This window comes from Fimbriimonadaceae bacterium (assembly GCA_023957775.1).
In the GTDB taxonomy this organism is placed as follows: Bacteria; Armatimonadota; Fimbriimonadia; order Fimbriimonadales; family Fimbriimonadaceae; genus JAMLGR01.
On sequence record JAMLGR010000006.1, the window covers coordinates 65209 to 80497 of the forward strand.

Below are 15289 nucleotides of genomic sequence, written 5' to 3' on the forward strand. Positions count from 1 at the left end.
CTTTGAAACCCATCTGGTCCATTGCGACAACGACCGTCGGCGAAGCGATTCGGCGCCGGGTGTTGCTCATCATCCTGCTGATCGGTTTGTTGATCCTCACGATCGCGCCCGGTCTGTCCGTGCTGACCGCGCGGTCGGAGACGACGACGCTGATCAGCATGATGTACGCGGTCCTTCAGGGGGTCAGCGCGCTGATCGCGATCATCCTCACGGTGTACATGATCCCGAACGAGATCGAGCGGCGCACGATCTACACGATTCTCTCCAAACCGGTGCAGCGGTGGCAGTTCCTGGTCGGCAAGTACCTGGGCGCGGTGTTGGCGCTCGCGCTGATGATGGGTCTGATGAGCGCGGTGATGCTGGGCGTCTTCTACTTCCAGCAGCAGCCGGACATGGCGAAGATGGCCGAGCTGGCCAAGGGGCCGATCCTCTACTTCGTTCAGATGTGCCTGCTCGCCGCGGTGGCGATCTTCTTCTCGACGTTCACCACGCCGATCGTGAACTTCTTCCTCTCGACGGGCCTGTACGCGGTCGGAACCGTGCTGAATCCCGTCTACGACACGTTTGCGTCCACCAATTCGAACCAGTTCATCAAAACCGTCGCGCAGATCATCACGACCGTGCTGCCGAACTTCGGCAACTACAACGTGCAGAACCCGATCATCAACCCCGGGCAGATCATCGCGAACGAGACCGTGTTCTATCTGAACGCCACGGTGTACGGCGTGTTCTACATCTCGGTCCTGCTGGTGGCGGGCATCCTGATCTTCGACCGGAGGGAGGTCTGATCCGATGAGGGGAACCAAGCCTCTGGTCGGGGCGCTGGTCGTGTTGTTTCTCGCGCAGGCGCTGCTGTGCAACTACGCGCTGCGCGACAAGTGGAACAAGGACTTCGGGCCGGGTTCGGGCAAGGGCCTCGTGCACGCGAACTCGTCCCCCGAGCAGGTGCTCCTGCAGCTCTTCGGCTTGCGCGAGTTCGCCGCGGGCATTCTCTGGGTCAAGGCCGATTCGTTCTTCGAGACGGGGAACTACGACGCGATCCTCCCCATCATCCGGCTCGTGACGTGGCTCGACCCCAAGCAGATCGACGTGTACGCCACGGGCATGTGGCACCTGGGCTACAACTTCACCGACGAGGAGCAGCGCTCCGACCGCCGCTACATCCCTTCGGCGCTCGCGCTCGGCAAGGAGGGGGCGGCGCAAAACCCCAACACGTACGAGATGTTCTTCGAGACGGGTTGGATGTGGTACCACAAGATCGACGACGACTACTTCCAGGCTGTGAAGTGGATGAAGGAGGCCCAGCAGAGGCCCGACATGCTTGCGGCCCGTAAGAACCTGCTGGCCGGCGCCCTCGAGCGCGACGGGAAGATCGAGGAGTCGCTCATGACGCGGTACAAGCTTCTCGACGAAGCGAACGAGCGCTTGAAGAAGGACCCCGCGTACGGCAACATGACGATGCGGGACACGATCGAGAACAACATCGACACGATGCTCATCCGCATGTCGCAGCGCGGCGTGTTCGCTCGGGAGCGCAACGACGGAAGCTTTGAGCGCCTCCCCTACGACGTCAAGCCGCCCTTCGAGACCGGCTTCAGCGTGAAGGTCACGGTGGAAGACCCCCGCATCATCCGCTTCGAGGGAACGTGGAACGTGCTTCCCGTAGGCACCCGCATCCGTGCGATCGTGCGCGACGCCAACTACCCGGGGGCCAAGCTCGCCGAGCTGGATTGGGACTCGCAGAGCAACGTGGACCTCGACCCGCCGCGCGATCTCACGTACATGCAGGAGCAGTTGTTCGTGAAGAACCGCCGCTTCAACCGGCGCGTGGACATGAGCAAGGACCCCACGATGTATCCGTTCACGACGGACAAGTACCTCGTGGAGTTCTACTACAACCCGCGCAGCGCGGCCGTGCACATCCAGGACAAGTTCGGTTGGAACGGCGAGGGCATGACGGACGCCAACTACCTCCGCTTGGACGTCCGGCCGGACCAGCGCGTCGTCTACACCACGCTCACGCTGACGCGAGACCAGATTCTCCGTCGCGGCGAGTGGCAGGATCGCGTGCCGATCGTGAAAACGCCCAACTACGTGGAGCAGAAGGGTGCCGGGATCGAGGACGAGATGTTCGCGGTGCCGAGTATGATGGCGGAGCCGGCGAAACCTCCTCCCGGAGGCTAGCGGGCAAGGAAACAGGCTCGGTGCTGGACCGGCGGAGTGCTACAATTGAGGCAGTCCGCCGGGAACTGCGCGGCAGCAGGACGGTGAACCCCGCCAGGACCGGAAGGTAGCAACGGTAAGCCGCACCTCTGTGCGACGCACCCTTCCCGGCATTGGAGCCCGTTTCCCTTGGCCTATCTCTCCCTTTACCGCAAATACCGCAGCCAGACCTTTTCGGATCTGGTGGGCCAGGAGCACGTGGTTCGGACCCTGCAGAACGCGATCGCGTCGGGCCGCATCGCGCACTCGTATCTGTTCACCGGTCCCCGGGGAACGGGGAAGACCTCGACGGCGCGGCTGCTCGCCAAGGCGTTGTGTTGCGAGAAAGGGCCCCTCGCAGAGCCGTGCAACGAGTGCCACCTTTGCCTGGCGATCACCGAGGGCTCGCTGATGGACGTCGTCGAGATCGACGCCGCCAGCGAGTCGGGCGTGGAAGACGTGCGCGAGTCGATCGTCGAGGTGGCGGAGTACCGGCCTTCGCTCGCCCGCTACAAGGTGTTCATCATCGACGAGGTCCACGATCTCTCGTCCCGCGCGTTCGACGCGCTGCTCAAGACGATCGAGGAGCCTCCGCCCCACCTCATCTTCATCTTGGCGACGACCGAGTTCCACAAGGTGCCCTCGACGATCCGCTCGCGTTGCCAGAAGTACGAGTTCCACCGCGGCTCCGTGCAGGACGTCGAGACGCGGCTCCGCCACGTGGCCGAGGCGGAGGGGGCGTCGATCGAGCCGGCCGCGCTCACCGCGCTGGCCCGCATGGCCGACGGCGGGTATCGCGACGCGCTCACTCTGCTCGAGCAGGCCGTGCTGAGTGCGGAGGGCACCGTGACGCTGCAGCACGTCTACGACCAGTTGGGTCTGATCGCGGACGAGTCCGTGGACGCCCTGCTGATCGCCATGCGCGAGGGCGATGTGCCCGCGCTGATGGACCAGTTGGGAGAGCTGGCGCGTCGCGGGCGCGATCCGCGCTCGATCCTCGAGTCCCTCCTTTTCCGCTTGGCGGACCTGACGCGCGCCGCATACGGCGTGGCCGTCGGGGCCGAATCGGATGCCGGGAGGGAGGCCGCGACCCGCGAAACCGCGGCCCGCGTGGGCCGCGATCGGTTGCTCGGCCTCCGCTCGGCGCTGGCCGACGCCCACAAGACGCTGCGCGACATCACGCTGCCGCGCCTGTGGCTCGAGGCCGAGCTCATCCGCCTCGCCACCGTCCCCGAAACCCCCGTGACGGTCGCCGCAGCCAGCGTGCGGGAGGCGCCGCCAGCCGTCCAACCCGCGGCGCAGACCGCCCAAGCTCCGGCAAAGGCGGCCCCGCCCGCCGAAGCCGAGGCGAAGGCGGTCGATCCCAAGCTGGCCAAGGCTTCCAAGGTGTGGCAGACCGTCGTGCACGATCTGAGCGAGGTGTCGAAGTCGATGGCGATGCGCCTGGGCGGGTCGCGCGTGACGCAACTCGAGGGCAAGGTGCTGACGATCGAGTTCGACCGCCAACTCGACCGCGACTGGGTCGTCGACCACGCGAAGCGCCTGGCGGCCATCCAGGCGAAGCTCGGCGAGCACACGAAGGGCGAGCTGACCGTGGAGTTCACCGCCCGCAAACGGTCCTCGGCCGCCGACGACGAGGTCCGCACGGTAGAATTGCCCGCAGAAGGACCGCGGCTGCACAAGATGGCCCAGGAGATCTTGGCGCCGGGCACGGACTAGGAGCGACGCAGAAAGCATGAAACTTCCCAAAGGATTCGGCGGCCAGGGCTTTTCCGGCATGATGAAACAGGCGCAGGACGCCATGGCGCGCGCCCAGAGCCTCGAGGAGGAGCTGGCGGCCCAGCGGCTGGAGATCGACAAGGGCCCGGTCAAGGCGACGTTCAGCGGAACGGGCGAGCTGATCCAGTTGCGCATCGATCCCAGCGTGGTCGATCCCGAGGATGTCGAGGTGCTCGAGGACCTGGTGACGGGCGCGATCCGGGACGGGTTCACGCAAGCGACCGACCTTCGGAACGCCCGCGTCCAGGAGATCATGCCCAAGATCCCCGGAATGTAGATGCTGTTCGCGCGGCCCCTTGCCGAACTCATCGCGGAGCTTGAGCGGCTTCCCGGCGTCGGGCCCAAGTCCGCCCAACGCCTCGCGTACCACCTGCTGCGCGTCACCGACGCAGAGGCGTTTCGCCTTGCCGATGTGATCAAGTTGGCAAAGCAAAACTTGCGCTTTTGCGCTCGATGCCAGAACGTGAGCGAGCAGGAGCTGTGTGAAATCTGCTCGAATCCGAGGCGGGACCCGATGCAGATCTGCGTGGTGGGCGAGCCGCGCGACATCGCGGCGATCGAGCGGGTGAACGAGTTCAAGGGCGTGTACCACGTGCTGCACGGCCTCCTCAGCCCGATGGACGGAGTCGGCCCCGAGCAGCTTCGGGTGAAGGAGCTTCTGGAGCGGCTGCGGGACGACGTCACCGAAGTGATCGTGGCCACCAATCCCACGACCGAGGGAGACGCGACCGCGCTCTACCTGGCGAAGCTCATCAAACCGGCCGGGATCAAGATCACGCGCCTCGCGCACGGCATGCCCGTGGGGGGCGAACTGGACTACGCGGACTCGGCCACCCTGCTCAGCGCTTTGGAGTACCGGCGCGAAATGTAGGTGCCGGGAATCGGGAATCGGGAATCGGGAATCGGGAACGGGAATCGGGAATCGGGAATCGGTTATCCCTTGAGGGTTTCCAAAACTTGTTCCGCGTGCTCTGCGGGTTTGACCTTCCGCCATACGTGCGTCACCACGCCCGTTTCGTCCACGAGGAACGAGCTGCGTTCGACGCCCATGTACTTCTTCCCGTACATCGACTTCTCGACCCACACGCCGCACGCCTCGCAGAGCGCCTTCTCCTCGTCCGCCAGCAGTGGGAACGGCAGGCTGTACTTGTCGATGAACTTGCGGTGCGACTTGGGCGAGTCGGGACTCACGCCGACGACATGTACCCCTTTGAACTTGGGAAAGGAGTCGCGCAGGTCGCACGCCTGGGCCGTGCAGCCGGACGTGTCGTCCTTGGGATAGAAGTAGAACAACGTCTTCTTGCCTTCGAAGTCGGCGAGCGTGCGGACTTTGCCGTCCTGGTCGGGGAGGGAGAAACTGGGGAACGGGGAGCCTTCTTCAATCATGGGGGTTGTCTTCCTTCTCATCCGGGCGCCGATCGAGCAGCATCGCGTGCATGAGGTCCACCCGCAGTACCACCCCTGCCAGGCGGCCGTCCTCGACGACCGGCAGAAGGGTGAGTCCGCTGCTGATCATCGTGTGGAAGGCCTCGCCGATTTCGGTGTCGGGCGATGCCACCCGGGGGTCCTTGCTCGCGTAGACGAGGGCGGGCTCGGCGCCGAGTCCGGTCATGTTGTCCCGGGTCAGTGACGCGCGGCACACGTCTCCCTCGGTAATCACGGCCAGGGGCGCCCGTTCTTCGTCGACGATCACGAGCGCGGGGAACTGGTACACGTCCATCTTGTCCACCGCGTCCCGCACCGTGCTCTCGGGCCATAGGGTGGGGATGTGGGCGTGCAGAACCTCGCGCAACGTCATGCCGACCCAGTTTACATGCCGCCTCTCCAGAACAAACCAAAAACCACAAACCAAGGTAGTATCGTCACATAAGGGTATCGAAAGGCCCGAAATGACGAAAGCTATACTCCGGACACCATGCGAATCGACGCGGCGATCATCGGCGGAACGGGAGTGGGAGAGCGCCTTCTTGCGCTTGGCGGAAGCCCGGTTCACGTGCCCACCTCTCGGGGCATGGTGCGGGGGCGCCTCCTCGACCTGGAGGGTCGATCGGTGATGCTTGCCAGCCGCCACTCCGCGGGCCATAAGGTGCCTCCGCACCGCGTCAACTTCGCCGCGGTGGCGCTGGCGATGAAAGCCCTGGGCGCCCGGGCCGTGTTTTCCACCGCTGCGGTCGGGAGCTTGCGCGGCGATTGGCCGCGGGGCACGTTCGCGGTTCCGAACGACTTCCTCGACGTGACGGGGCGGAACGCGACGCTGTTTGACGACCGGGTCGTGCACACGGACTTCAGCGAGCCGTTTGCCGAATCCGCTCGGCACCGCCTCCTCGAGGGTGCGGCCGCGGCGGGCGTGCCGGTGCATCCGTCCGGCGTCTACGTGTGCGGAAACGGCCCGCGTTACGAAACCGGGTTCGAAATCGACCTCTACCAACGCGCCGGGGGCGACGTGGTCGGCATGACCGCGGCCACCGAAGCCATCGTGATGCGGGAGGCCCGGGTGCCTTACGCGTGCCTGTGCGTGGTGACCAATCTGGCGGCGGGCATGGAGTCCGAGCCGCTCGACCACCAAGACGTCGTGCGCGAGATGGAGCAGGCGGGAGAGCAGGCGGTGAAGGTGCTGACCGAGGCCGTGAAGGGGCTCGAGCCGTGACCGTCGCGCGCCGCACGTTCGCGCTGCTCCTTGCGATGACCCCGGGCGTGGGTGGCAAAGGGGTCGTGCGGGTGCTGGCGCGCAACGACCTTCTCGGCCGTTCGGCCGAGGAGTTCCTCCAGCTCTCGGAAGAGGCCTTGCGCGAGGAGTACCGCCTCTCGGCCAAACCCGCGCGGACGCTTGCCCAGGCGGCGCCGCGCAAGCTCGTGGACGACGTTCGCCGACTCGAAGAGCGTCTCGATCGGCTGGGGGTCTCGCTGGTGACGGCGGCGGACGCGCACTACCCCGTGCGCGTCGAGGAGATGGACCCCCAGCCGCCCGGCGTGCTCTTTCTCTACGGGAACGCCAAGCTGCTCCAAAGCCGCACCTTCGCGGTGCTGGCCTCGCGAGGGACGCCCCCACGCACGCTGGACGTCTTGGAGGAGCGCGTCGAGAAGGGCGTGCTGGACGCCGAGGTCCTGGTCAGCGGCCACGACCGTCCGGAGTATCAGCGCGCGGCCGTCGTGCCGCTGCGGTGGGGCTCCCCGCGCGTCTTGTGCCTGGACCGCGGCCTCTTCCAGGCTTTGGGCGAGGATCTGCGGGAGGAGCCGTTCCGGGCCGCCCGCCTGTGGCGGTACCAGTTCGATCCGGGCACCGATCTCGTGGTCTCGCCCTTCCGCCCGGAGGCCCACTACGTGGGCGTGAACAACCAGGTGCGGGATCGCCTGGTGGCGTGCCTGAGCGACCGTCTGGAGCTGGTGCATGCCAACGCAGGGGGGAACATGGAACGGAACGCCAAGCTGGCCTTGCGGGCCGGACGGACGGTGCGCGTGGCCGCCACGTGCGGTTGCGCGGCCCACCTGTTCGCTTCGGGGGCGGATCCGCTGCCTTCCTGAGGCGCCCGGTCGGACATAATGAATGCGGCTGGAGTGGTGTCCGAGTGGTCGAAGGAGCGCGACTGGAAATCGCGTATTCGGTGTTAAGCCGGATCGTGGGTTCGAATCCCACCCGCTCCGCCAGCCTTCTCCCATGACGCTGGCCCCCACGCCCGAGGAACAGGACGCCCGCGACGGCCTGATCGCCGAACTCCAGAGGTGGATTCGCGAAAACCGGCGCGTCGTGCTCGGGCCGCGTGGAGTGAGCCCGTTCGAGGGGAGGGTGGGGCCGTACGCCTTTGCGTTCGAGGGCGAAGACGACCTGCTTCACCTGTGGGTGTGGCGCCGCGACGCATCGCCGTTGCGCGTCGAAGAGGCGCAACGGGTGGTCGCCTTCGCCGTTCCCGAGGTCGACCCAGGCGTGATCTGGCTCAAGCCGGCCGAGCGTTCCCACCACTTCTACTTCGGTCACGACGAACTCGTGCGGTAGCGGGCCAGATACAATGGCTCCGTGAACCAGCGGGTAACGGCACCGAAGATACGTGCGATGAAAGGGAGCCAGAAGGTCGTCTGTGTGACGGCCTACGACGCGTCGACGGCTCGCATCGCCGAAGAGGCCGGAGTCGATCTGATCCTCGTGGGCGACTCCTTGGGCAACGTCGTCCTGGGGTACGAGTCGACCCTGCCGGTGACGCTCGAGGAGATGCTCCACCACACGCGGGCGGTGGCGCGCACGACCACGCGGGCGTTGGTGATCGGCGACATGCCGTTTGGCAGCTACCAGGCGTCGCTCGAGGACGCGATGCGCGCGGCCGCCGCGTTCCTCAAAGCCGGCGCGCACGGCGTGAAGCTGGAGGGCGCCTACCCCGAACTCGTGCGCGAGATGGTGCGCGCGGGGATTCCCGTGATGGGGCACGTGGGCATGACGCCGCAGTCGGTGCATGCGTTCGGCGGATTTCGCGTACAGGGCAAGGGCGCGGCGGGAGATCAGGTGGCGGACGCCGCGCGAGGGCTCGCGGACGCCGGCTCTTTCTCTCTCGTGCTCGAACTGGTGCCGGCCGCGTTGGCGGCCCGGATCACGAGCGAGGTGGCGTGTCCGACGATCGGGATCGGCGCGGGCGCCGGATGCGACGGGCAGATCCAGGTCTTCCACGACCTGCTCGGGTTGTCGCCCGTAACGCTTAAGCACGCAAAGACCTATGTCGAAGGGCAGCGGCTCTTGGCGGACGGCCTGCGCGCCTATGCCGACGAAGTTCGGGAAGGCGAGTTTCCGGGGGAAGAACACAGCTTTTGAAGATCGTTCGCACACGTAGCGAGCTCTCGAAGATCGATGCGCCCGGCAAGGGTTTCGTGCCGACCATGGGCGCCTTCCATGCGGGCCATCTGGCGTTGATGCGCTTGGCGAAGCAGAGGTGTGGGTTCGCGGTGGTCTCGCTCTTTGTGAACCCCACCCAGTTCGGCCCCGGCGAGGACTTCGGCAAATACCCCCGCGACGAGCATCGGGATTTTGCGATGGCGGAGTCGGCGGGTGTGGACGTGTTGTATGCGCCCGGGGTCGAGGAGATGTTCGCGGGGGTGTCGACGACCGTCCGCGTGGGGGAGATTGCCTCGCGGTGGGAGGGGGAACACCGGCCCGGCCACTTCGAAGGGGTCGCGACCGTGGTCGCGAAACTGCTTCACCAGGTTCAACCGGAGGTCGCGTTCTTTGGGCTCAAGGACTACCAGCAGTGCGCCGTGATCCGCCAGATGGTGAGGGATCTGGACTTCCCCGTGGCCCTCGAGTTCTTGGAGACGGTACGGGAGGCGGACGGGTTGGCCTTGTCGAGCCGGAACCGCTATCTCGATTCGGCCCAGCGTGCCGCCGCGCCGGCGCTGGTGGGCGCCTTGCGCGAGGCGGCCAGGGAAGTGGCCCGCATCGGCCCGCGCGCAGTGCGGGAGGCGCACGATCGGGTTTCGGAGATCGCCAATGGCTTATCGCAGAAGGGGTTTGCCGTCGATTACTTCGCTTTGGTGGACGCAGATTCTCTCGCGCCTTTCGAAGGCACAGGGGACGCTCGGTTGATAGCCGCGGCCAAACTGGGTTCCACGCGTCTGATTGATAACGTCTCCGTACTTTGGGAGCCGGTAGCCGGAAAAGGTTCCTAAGCGGGCCGAAGTAGCGCGCAAGCCCATGCTTTTCGTTTGGTATACTGCGCGTGCCATCGAGACAAGGTAGGCAATTATGAAAAAGAATGTGAAGTCCGTCAAGAACTCGTTGAAGTTCAAAGCGCAATCCAAAGAGGGCATCTTGTCCGTCCGTGTCGGCGTGAAGAAGTACAACCTCCCGGTCGAAGCGCGCATTTTGAGCAACGAAGACTATATCTTTTTGTCGTTCCCCGCGAGTTCCGAGCTGTATCAGGTCAAGGACAAGAAGCTGTCGCCGATGGCCGCGGAGGCCGACGCGTCGGCCGCTTTTGCAGCCCTCAACCCGGCGAAGAAGCGCGCCCGGAAGCGCCGCACGGTGCAGGCCGAGGTACCGACGGAAGTCGCCAACGCGCTGAAGAAGATTCCGAGGGGCTATCGCCTTGGTTTTGGTCCGGACGGCGAGCCTCGCCTCGTGCGCACGCGCACCCGAGCGAAGAAGGCTTAGGTCTCGGGCTCCTCGCATGGCTTTCCCCCGCCCGTCAAGGGGCGGGGGAAGTACAATCCCCCTGCCGTGCCGGCGTAGCTCAGGGGTAGAGCGGCTCTTTTGTAAAGAGCGGGTCGCGGGTTCGAATCCTGTCGCCGGCTCCCCATTTCGTTATGGGAGGCCCGGCGTGAATCTGTGTATCATCGAACCGTGGTGCGACCGGCATCGGTGCTTTCGGCAGGCGTCCTGATCGTCGTGGGCCTCGTTTGCTACGCGATGATCAGGGAGTCGCTCGCCCTCCCGCCCGAAGACGAGAGCGTCGACACGTTGCCCGTGTTGCGCAGGGAAGTCGTCAAGTGGGCGCTGGACGATGCGGCCGACAAGATCGATCGCCGTCCGCAAACCGCGACGATCGCCGCTCTCCTGGCGCTTCCGAGGCCCGCCGACCTCCGGAGCGACGACTCGTCTCCGCGTTACCAGGACAAGCGCATCGCACCGCTCGAAACGACGATCTGGCGGCTGGAAGCCACGTTGACGAGCATCGTCCTGCGCGAGGACGGCGATCTGTACCTCGTCCTCGTCGACGGTCGCGGCGGCATCATGGTCGGCGAAGCTCCCAACGTCGAGGAGTGCAAAGGGAGCGTGTTCCGCGACTCGATCGCGGCTGTCTGGGACCAGCTCGTCGAGCGCTTTCAGCCCACGCAGAGGCCCAGGCCGCTCGATCTGCGCGTGACGATCGAAGGAATCGGCTTCTTCGGACGGTCCACCGATCGAGAAGGCGCCCACCATAGCGGTGCGCGCCTCATGCCGATCACGAGAATCCAATTTCACTAGCAGGGTGCAGCGCACGCCCGTCGAGCGGACGTGCCACCCATGGTTGCCCGAGGAGCCGCGACCGTGCGGGACGGCTACCAGAGTTCGGTCGACGTATCGAGCCAAGGGAACCACTGCGGGCACGGCTGCAGCTCCGCCTGCTCGGGCGTTCCCCAAACGGACGAGGGGATGTCCTTCCACCACTGGGGCATCTTGTGGTAGCGCGCGTGGGTGTCCGCGTAGATGTACGTCGAACCCCCCGAGTGGCGCTCGAATCCGAGATACCGGTCGGGCCGGAGAATCTCCCGACCCGAGCCCGACGCCGTTTCCGCGATGTAGATCTTGCTGGCCGGGGTCGCGATCTCGCTCATGCTTCCGCCGGTAAGCGAGAATCGCGACACGCCGCCCCGAAGCTTGTAGAAGTAGTAGTTCAAGCCGTAGGAGAGGGGCGCGCCGGGGACGTTGCCCGGGGTCCCGGAATCATCGACGGGGCACTTGAAGATCTGCAGGTTCTTCGAATAGGGCTGGATCAGGTCCGCCCAAGCGGGTTCTCCCGCCCCGGCGCCCGCATCGAATCCAAACTCGGTGAACGGGGGGCCGACAAACGTGTTCGGGTAGTTCGCCATCGGAAGCGAATCATCGTAGTCGCCGACATAGAGATACAACGCAATCCCGATCTGCTTGCCGTTTGAAATGCACATCGTCTTTTTGGCCGCGGCCTTGACCTGCGCGAAGACGGGAAAGAGGATGGCGGCAAGGATCGCGATGATCGCGATCACGACGAGAAGTTCGATCAGGGTAAACGCCTTTTTCATAAGATTGCCTCGTTGGGAGCACCGATGGTAGCTCAATCTATACCAGACGGTCAACTTTCCCGCCGAGTTCGGTTTCGAAGAGGTGGCCCAGGGGGCGACCTTCTGTCCCTCAAGTCGCCAAGGCGTCGGCCACCGCATCCCGCACGCTCGCGTGCCGCGTGTGGTCCATCACGCTCCGACCGCGCTTGTCCACGGCCGCGGGATCGGCGCCGCGTTCGAGCAGCAGGGTCACCACGCTCTCCCGACCCCAATCGCACGCCCAGTGCAAGGGCGTCAACTCCTGATCGTCCCGGGCGTCGACCTGCGCCCCCGCGTCCAAGAGCATTCGGACCACCTGCTCGCGCCCTTCGCGGCAGGCGTAATGGAGCGGCGTGGAGTTGCCCAGCATCCGCGCGCCCACCTCGGCGCCGGCGGCCAGGAGCAGTTGCACCACCGGCGCGTGGCCGCGCCCGGCCGCCAGCACCAACGGGGTCCGTGAGAAGGGATCGCGGCCCTCGATCTCGCCGCCCGCGCGGAGCGCACGCTCGACGCCGGGCCGATCGCCGGACTCGCTCGCGGCGAGCAGTCGCTCCGTGGGGGTGGCTTCGGGCATGCCCCGGTATACCCCCGCGCCACCCACCTCGCTCTTCACTCGCCGGCGTCCGGGTCCGTTTCCCGCAATCGGGCGCGCATCACCACCTGGTCTCCGATCGAGTAGTACAGCCACAGATCCTCGCCCTCGACGACGACCGATGCCGCAAATGCGATATCGGGCATGCCGCTCGGCTCGGGGGGCCGCCGGATCAGGGGCTCACGACCGCGCCGCAGCACCGTGCGGCAGTTCGTGTCGAACTCGATCCAACCGATGCGCCAATCCGCCTTCTCGTCCGAACCGTTGTAGAACATCGTGATCCGCTCTCCCGGCGTGTAGAGAACCGGACCGGTGCTCAGGTGGTGCAGGTCCCACTCCTCCTTGCGGCGGATCACCAGCGGATCTTCGAACCTCCACGGACCCGCCATCGACCCCGCGCACGCCAGCCCGATCCGCGACAGATCTCCGTCGGCGTACTCGAAAAACATGCTGCAGCGGTCCGGGCCCTGCACGAACGACGGTTCCTTGGTGTAGGCGTACCGCTTGTCCGGTGGAAAGACCCGGCCGTGCTTCTCCAGCGTGTCGAAGGTGGGCCCCATCGCTTGCATCAGCTTGGCGATCCCCGTCTCCCGGTTCCAACCGGTATAGAACACCAGACAGCGATCGTCCAACGGCACCACGGTGGGATCTTCGCAACCGTTCTTCTCGAGCGGATTCGAGCCGGGGGCGATTGCCGCGCCGCGCGCCATCTCGAAACGTCGACCGTCCTCGCCGACCCCGTGCGCGATGAACGAGTCCAACGTTTTCGGATCTTGCACGCGCACCGCCAGATGGTAGGTTCCCTCGACCTTCCACACGTAGGGGCTCAGGTGGAAGAAGTCGTCCACCTCGGGCTGCCTGCTCAGCACCAAGGGCTCGTGTTCGAACACCGTGAAACGGCTCATGGCGATGGGTTTGGTTTACCCTTCCGCGGTGCTCCGGGTCCCCCATTTGAACCCGGTGTATCGCTGCGCCCGACCCCGGGCAACCGTCTGCGACCTCTTCGAGATCGTTCTTCAGCACCCTGCTAGAACAGTTCGCTGAGCTTGACGCGGAACAGTGTCAGTGCAATGCGGCCTCCGTCGGGCTGACCGCGGACGAGCGCCTCGCCGAAATGCCCCGCCTGCTCGAGCGAGACCTTGCTTGGCATCGGCGGCTCAAAGGGATCGACCTCGACCTCCACCACACACGGCCTCTTGGCGGCAAGGGCCTCTTCGAGGGCCGGGCGCAGTTTCTCGGGGTCCCGGACGCTGAGCCCCATTCCGCCGCACGCCTCGGCGTGTTTGGCGAAATCGATCGGGTGCAGCTCGACACCATACTCGGGGTTGCCGAAGAACACCACCTGCTCCCACTTGATCTGGCCCAGGGCGTTGTTCTTCACGATCACGACCACGATCGGCAGGTCGTACTTCACCGCCGTGGCGAAGTCGCCCATCAACATGGTGAAGCCGCCGTCGCCCACGAAAGCGATCGACTGCCGCCCCGGGTACGCCACGGCCGCGGCGATCGCGTAGGGGAGACCGGGCGCCATGGTCGCCAGGTTGCCGGAGCAGGAGAACATGCGCTCGCCGCGGATCTTGAACTGGCGTGCGATCCACGTCGTGATCGTGCCGGAGTCCGTGGAGACGATCGCGTCGTCGCTGGCGATCTGGTCCAGCTCGTACGCGATCTGCTGGGGCTTGATGGGCGTCGCGTGCCGCGCGCGCTCCTCCATGAGGCTCCACCAGTCGTCCATCTGGCTCTGGAGCCCCGACAGGTAATCCCTGTTCTCGTTGCGCGCAAGCTTGGGCATGAGCGCCGCCAAGGTGGGGCCGGCGTCGCCCACGAGGCCCGCATCGATGGGGAAGCGCAGCCCGATGCGGTCTGCCTTGTCGTCGATCTGCACCGCGCGGACGCCTTCGTGCTTGGGAAGAAACTCCATGTAAGGGAAGCTGGTGCCCACCATGAACAACGCGTCGCACGTCTCCATCGCGGTTTGCGCGGGACTCGTGCCCAGCAGGCCCAGGCCACCCAGCGAGAGGGGATGGTCGTCCGGGACCACGGCTTTGCCCAAGAGCGCCTTGACGATCGGGGCGCCCAGGCGTTCAGCCGCCTGAATCACTTCGTTGCGCGCCCGAAGGGCCCCCTGGCCGACCAGCATCACGGGGCGCGAGGCCCCGTTCAGCAGCTCGGCGGCGCGTTCGAGCTGCTCGTCGGGAGGGACGATGCTCGAGGTGGCCCGTCGGCTGGAGGCGTGGTGCGCCACCTTGTGCATCGAGCCGTTGCTCTTGGGCACGGCCACCTGGTAGTCGACCGGCACGCTCAGGTGGGCGACCCCGCGATGGTTGATCGCGTGTCGGCACGCCTCGTTGGCGAGCATGTTCATCTGCGAGGGGTTGAGGAGTTCCTGGTTGTACACCGCGACGTCCTGGAACAGGCTGAGCGTGTTCACCTCCTGCTGGAAGTAGCTGCCCTTCAGGTCGGAGAACGTCTGGCCGGTGATCGCAAGCACGGGCGCCTGGTCCATCTTGGCGTCGTAGAGGCCGTTCAGCAGGTGGATCGCCCCCGGTCCCGAAGTCGCGAGGCAACAGCCCAGCTTGCCCGTGTACTTGGCATAGCCGCACGCCATGAACGCCGCCGCCTCCTCGTGGCGGGTTTGGACGAACCGCACGTTCTCCCGCTCGACGCGGAGGGCCTCCATGATCCCGTTGATTCCGTCGCCGGGGATTCCGAAGATCGTGTCGACGCCCCAATCCTCGATTGTTTTGATCAAAATATCCGATACGTCTTTAGCCATAACTTGTTTTCGATGATCTGATTGGCGACCTTGTCGGTTCGAAGCCGCAGCGCGACCCGTGCGCGGGCCTACCCAGAGTCTGGGGGAGCACATGGCAGGGACCCCTAAGAGGGGGTTGGAGAGTGATAAGAAAACTCTATGATCGCCAATGTCGGACCACTAACTTGGTCCAAACCACCCGCCCG

General features: G+C 65.6%; 18 protein-coding genes, 2 tRNA genes and 1 other RNA gene. 15 read left to right on the plus strand and 6 right to left on the minus strand.

The features are described from left to right. Window positions 1-2: 2 nt before the first annotated feature. From M9921_06600 to recR, 6 genes are all read left to right on the plus strand, one after another. On the plus strand, window positions 3-788 hold the full coding sequence (locus tag M9921_06600; protein MCO5296509.1) for an ABC transporter permease: 786 nt from the start codon (window positions 3-5) through the stop codon (window positions 786-788). Window positions 789-792: 4 nt separating this feature from the next. Continuing rightward, complete coding sequence (locus tag M9921_06605; GenBank protein MCO5296510.1) at window positions 793-2184, plus strand: hypothetical protein; 1392 nt, start codon at window positions 793-795, stop codon at window positions 2182-2184. Window positions 2185-2240: 56 nt separating this feature from the next. Then, window positions 2241-2339: signal recognition particle sRNA small type (ffs, locus tag M9921_06610), an RNA gene on the plus strand. A gap of 13 nt (window positions 2340-2352) precedes the next feature. Further along, window positions 2353-3921, plus strand: a complete 1569-nt coding sequence (gene dnaX, locus M9921_06615; GenBank protein ID MCO5296511.1) for a DNA polymerase III subunit gamma/tau — start codon at window positions 2353-2355, stop codon at window positions 3919-3921. A gap of 16 nt (window positions 3922-3937) precedes the next feature. Continuing rightward, window positions 3938-4258, plus strand: coding sequence for a YbaB/EbfC family nucleoid-associated protein (locus M9921_06620; protein MCO5296512.1), 321 nt, complete (start codon window positions 3938-3940; stop codon window positions 4256-4258). Continuing rightward, the gene (recR, locus tag M9921_06625; protein MCO5296513.1) at window positions 4259-4852 is read left to right on the plus strand and encodes a recombination mediator RecR; all 594 of its coding nucleotides are present in this window, start codon (window positions 4259-4261) and stop codon (window positions 4850-4852) included. Window positions 4853-4914: 62 nt separating this feature from the next. On the opposite strand, the gene bcp is transcribed toward recR, so the two are convergent. Next, the gene (gene bcp / locus M9921_06630; protein MCO5296514.1) at window positions 4915-5367 is read right to left on the minus strand and encodes a thioredoxin-dependent thiol peroxidase; all 453 of its coding nucleotides are present in this window, start codon (window positions 5365-5367) and stop codon (window positions 4915-4917) included. Next, entirely contained in the window at window positions 5360-5779 is a 420-nt protein-coding gene (locus tag M9921_06635; protein MCO5296515.1) for a CBS domain-containing protein, read from the minus strand. Before M9921_06635 ends, bcp begins: the two co-directional genes overlap by 8 nt. Before the next feature lie 117 nt (window positions 5780-5896). Between M9921_06635 and M9921_06640 the strand changes: the two genes are divergently transcribed. The 9 genes from M9921_06640 (at window position 5897) to M9921_06680 (ending at window position 10924) form a co-directional block, all read left to right on the plus strand. Then, entirely contained in the window at window positions 5897-6628 is a 732-nt protein-coding gene (locus tag M9921_06640) for an MTAP family purine nucleoside phosphorylase (protein MCO5296516.1), read from the plus strand. After that, window positions 6625-7503 carry a DNA-processing protein DprA gene (locus M9921_06645; protein ID MCO5296517.1) on the plus strand — a complete coding sequence of 293 codons (879 nt, stop codon included), beginning with the start codon at window positions 6625-6627 and terminating at the stop codon, window positions 7501-7503. The genes M9921_06640 and M9921_06645 overlap by 4 nt, the downstream gene beginning before the upstream one ends. A gap of 30 nt (window positions 7504-7533) precedes the next feature. Then, window positions 7534-7626 (plus strand) — tRNA-Ser (locus M9921_06650). 10 nt (window positions 7627-7636) lie between these two features. Continuing rightward, window positions 7637-7972, plus strand: coding sequence for a hypothetical protein (locus M9921_06655; protein ID MCO5296518.1), 336 nt, complete (start codon window positions 7637-7639; stop codon window positions 7970-7972). Between the two features lie 21 nt (window positions 7973-7993). Further along, on the plus strand, window positions 7994-8776 hold the full coding sequence (gene panB / locus M9921_06660; protein ID MCO5296519.1) for a 3-methyl-2-oxobutanoate hydroxymethyltransferase: 783 nt from the start codon (window positions 7994-7996) through the stop codon (window positions 8774-8776). After that, the gene (gene panC, locus M9921_06665; GenBank protein ID MCO5296520.1) at window positions 8773-9627 is read left to right on the plus strand and encodes a pantoate--beta-alanine ligase; all 855 of its coding nucleotides are present in this window, start codon (window positions 8773-8775) and stop codon (window positions 9625-9627) included. Before panB ends, panC begins: the two co-directional genes overlap by 4 nt. A 76-nt stretch (window positions 9628-9703) precedes the next feature. Next, window positions 9704-10111: a hypothetical protein gene (locus M9921_06670; GenBank protein MCO5296521.1), complete on the plus strand. Its 408-nt coding sequence runs from the start codon at window positions 9704-9706 to the stop codon at window positions 10109-10111. Between the two features lie 68 nt (window positions 10112-10179). Beyond that, window positions 10180-10251, plus strand: a tRNA-Thr gene (locus tag M9921_06675). A 49-nt stretch (window positions 10252-10300) separates the two neighbouring features. Next, window positions 10301-10924: a hypothetical protein gene (locus M9921_06680; GenBank protein MCO5296522.1), complete on the plus strand. Its 624-nt coding sequence runs from the start codon at window positions 10301-10303 to the stop codon at window positions 10922-10924. Between the two features lie 74 nt (window positions 10925-10998). Here the strand turns inward: M9921_06680 and M9921_06685 are convergent, their stop codons facing one another. The 4 genes from M9921_06685 to M9921_06700 form a co-directional block, all read right to left on the minus strand. After that, window positions 10999-11718 carry a prepilin-type N-terminal cleavage/methylation domain-containing protein gene (locus M9921_06685; GenBank protein ID MCO5296523.1) on the minus strand — a complete coding sequence of 240 codons (720 nt, stop codon included), beginning with the start codon at window positions 11716-11718 and terminating at the stop codon, window positions 10999-11001. 109 nt (window positions 11719-11827) lie between these two features. After that, entirely contained in the window at window positions 11828-12310 is a 483-nt protein-coding gene (locus M9921_06690; protein MCO5296524.1) for an ankyrin repeat domain-containing protein, read from the minus strand. A gap of 35 nt (window positions 12311-12345) precedes the next feature. After that, the gene (locus M9921_06695) at window positions 12346-13233 is read right to left on the minus strand and encodes a hypothetical protein (protein MCO5296525.1); all 888 of its coding nucleotides are present in this window, start codon (window positions 13231-13233) and stop codon (window positions 12346-12348) included. 122 nt (window positions 13234-13355) lie between these two features. Beyond that, window positions 13356-15104, minus strand: a complete 1749-nt coding sequence (locus M9921_06700) for a thiamine pyrophosphate-binding protein (GenBank protein MCO5296526.1) — start codon at window positions 15102-15104, stop codon at window positions 13356-13358. Window positions 15105-15289: the final 185 nt, after the last annotated feature.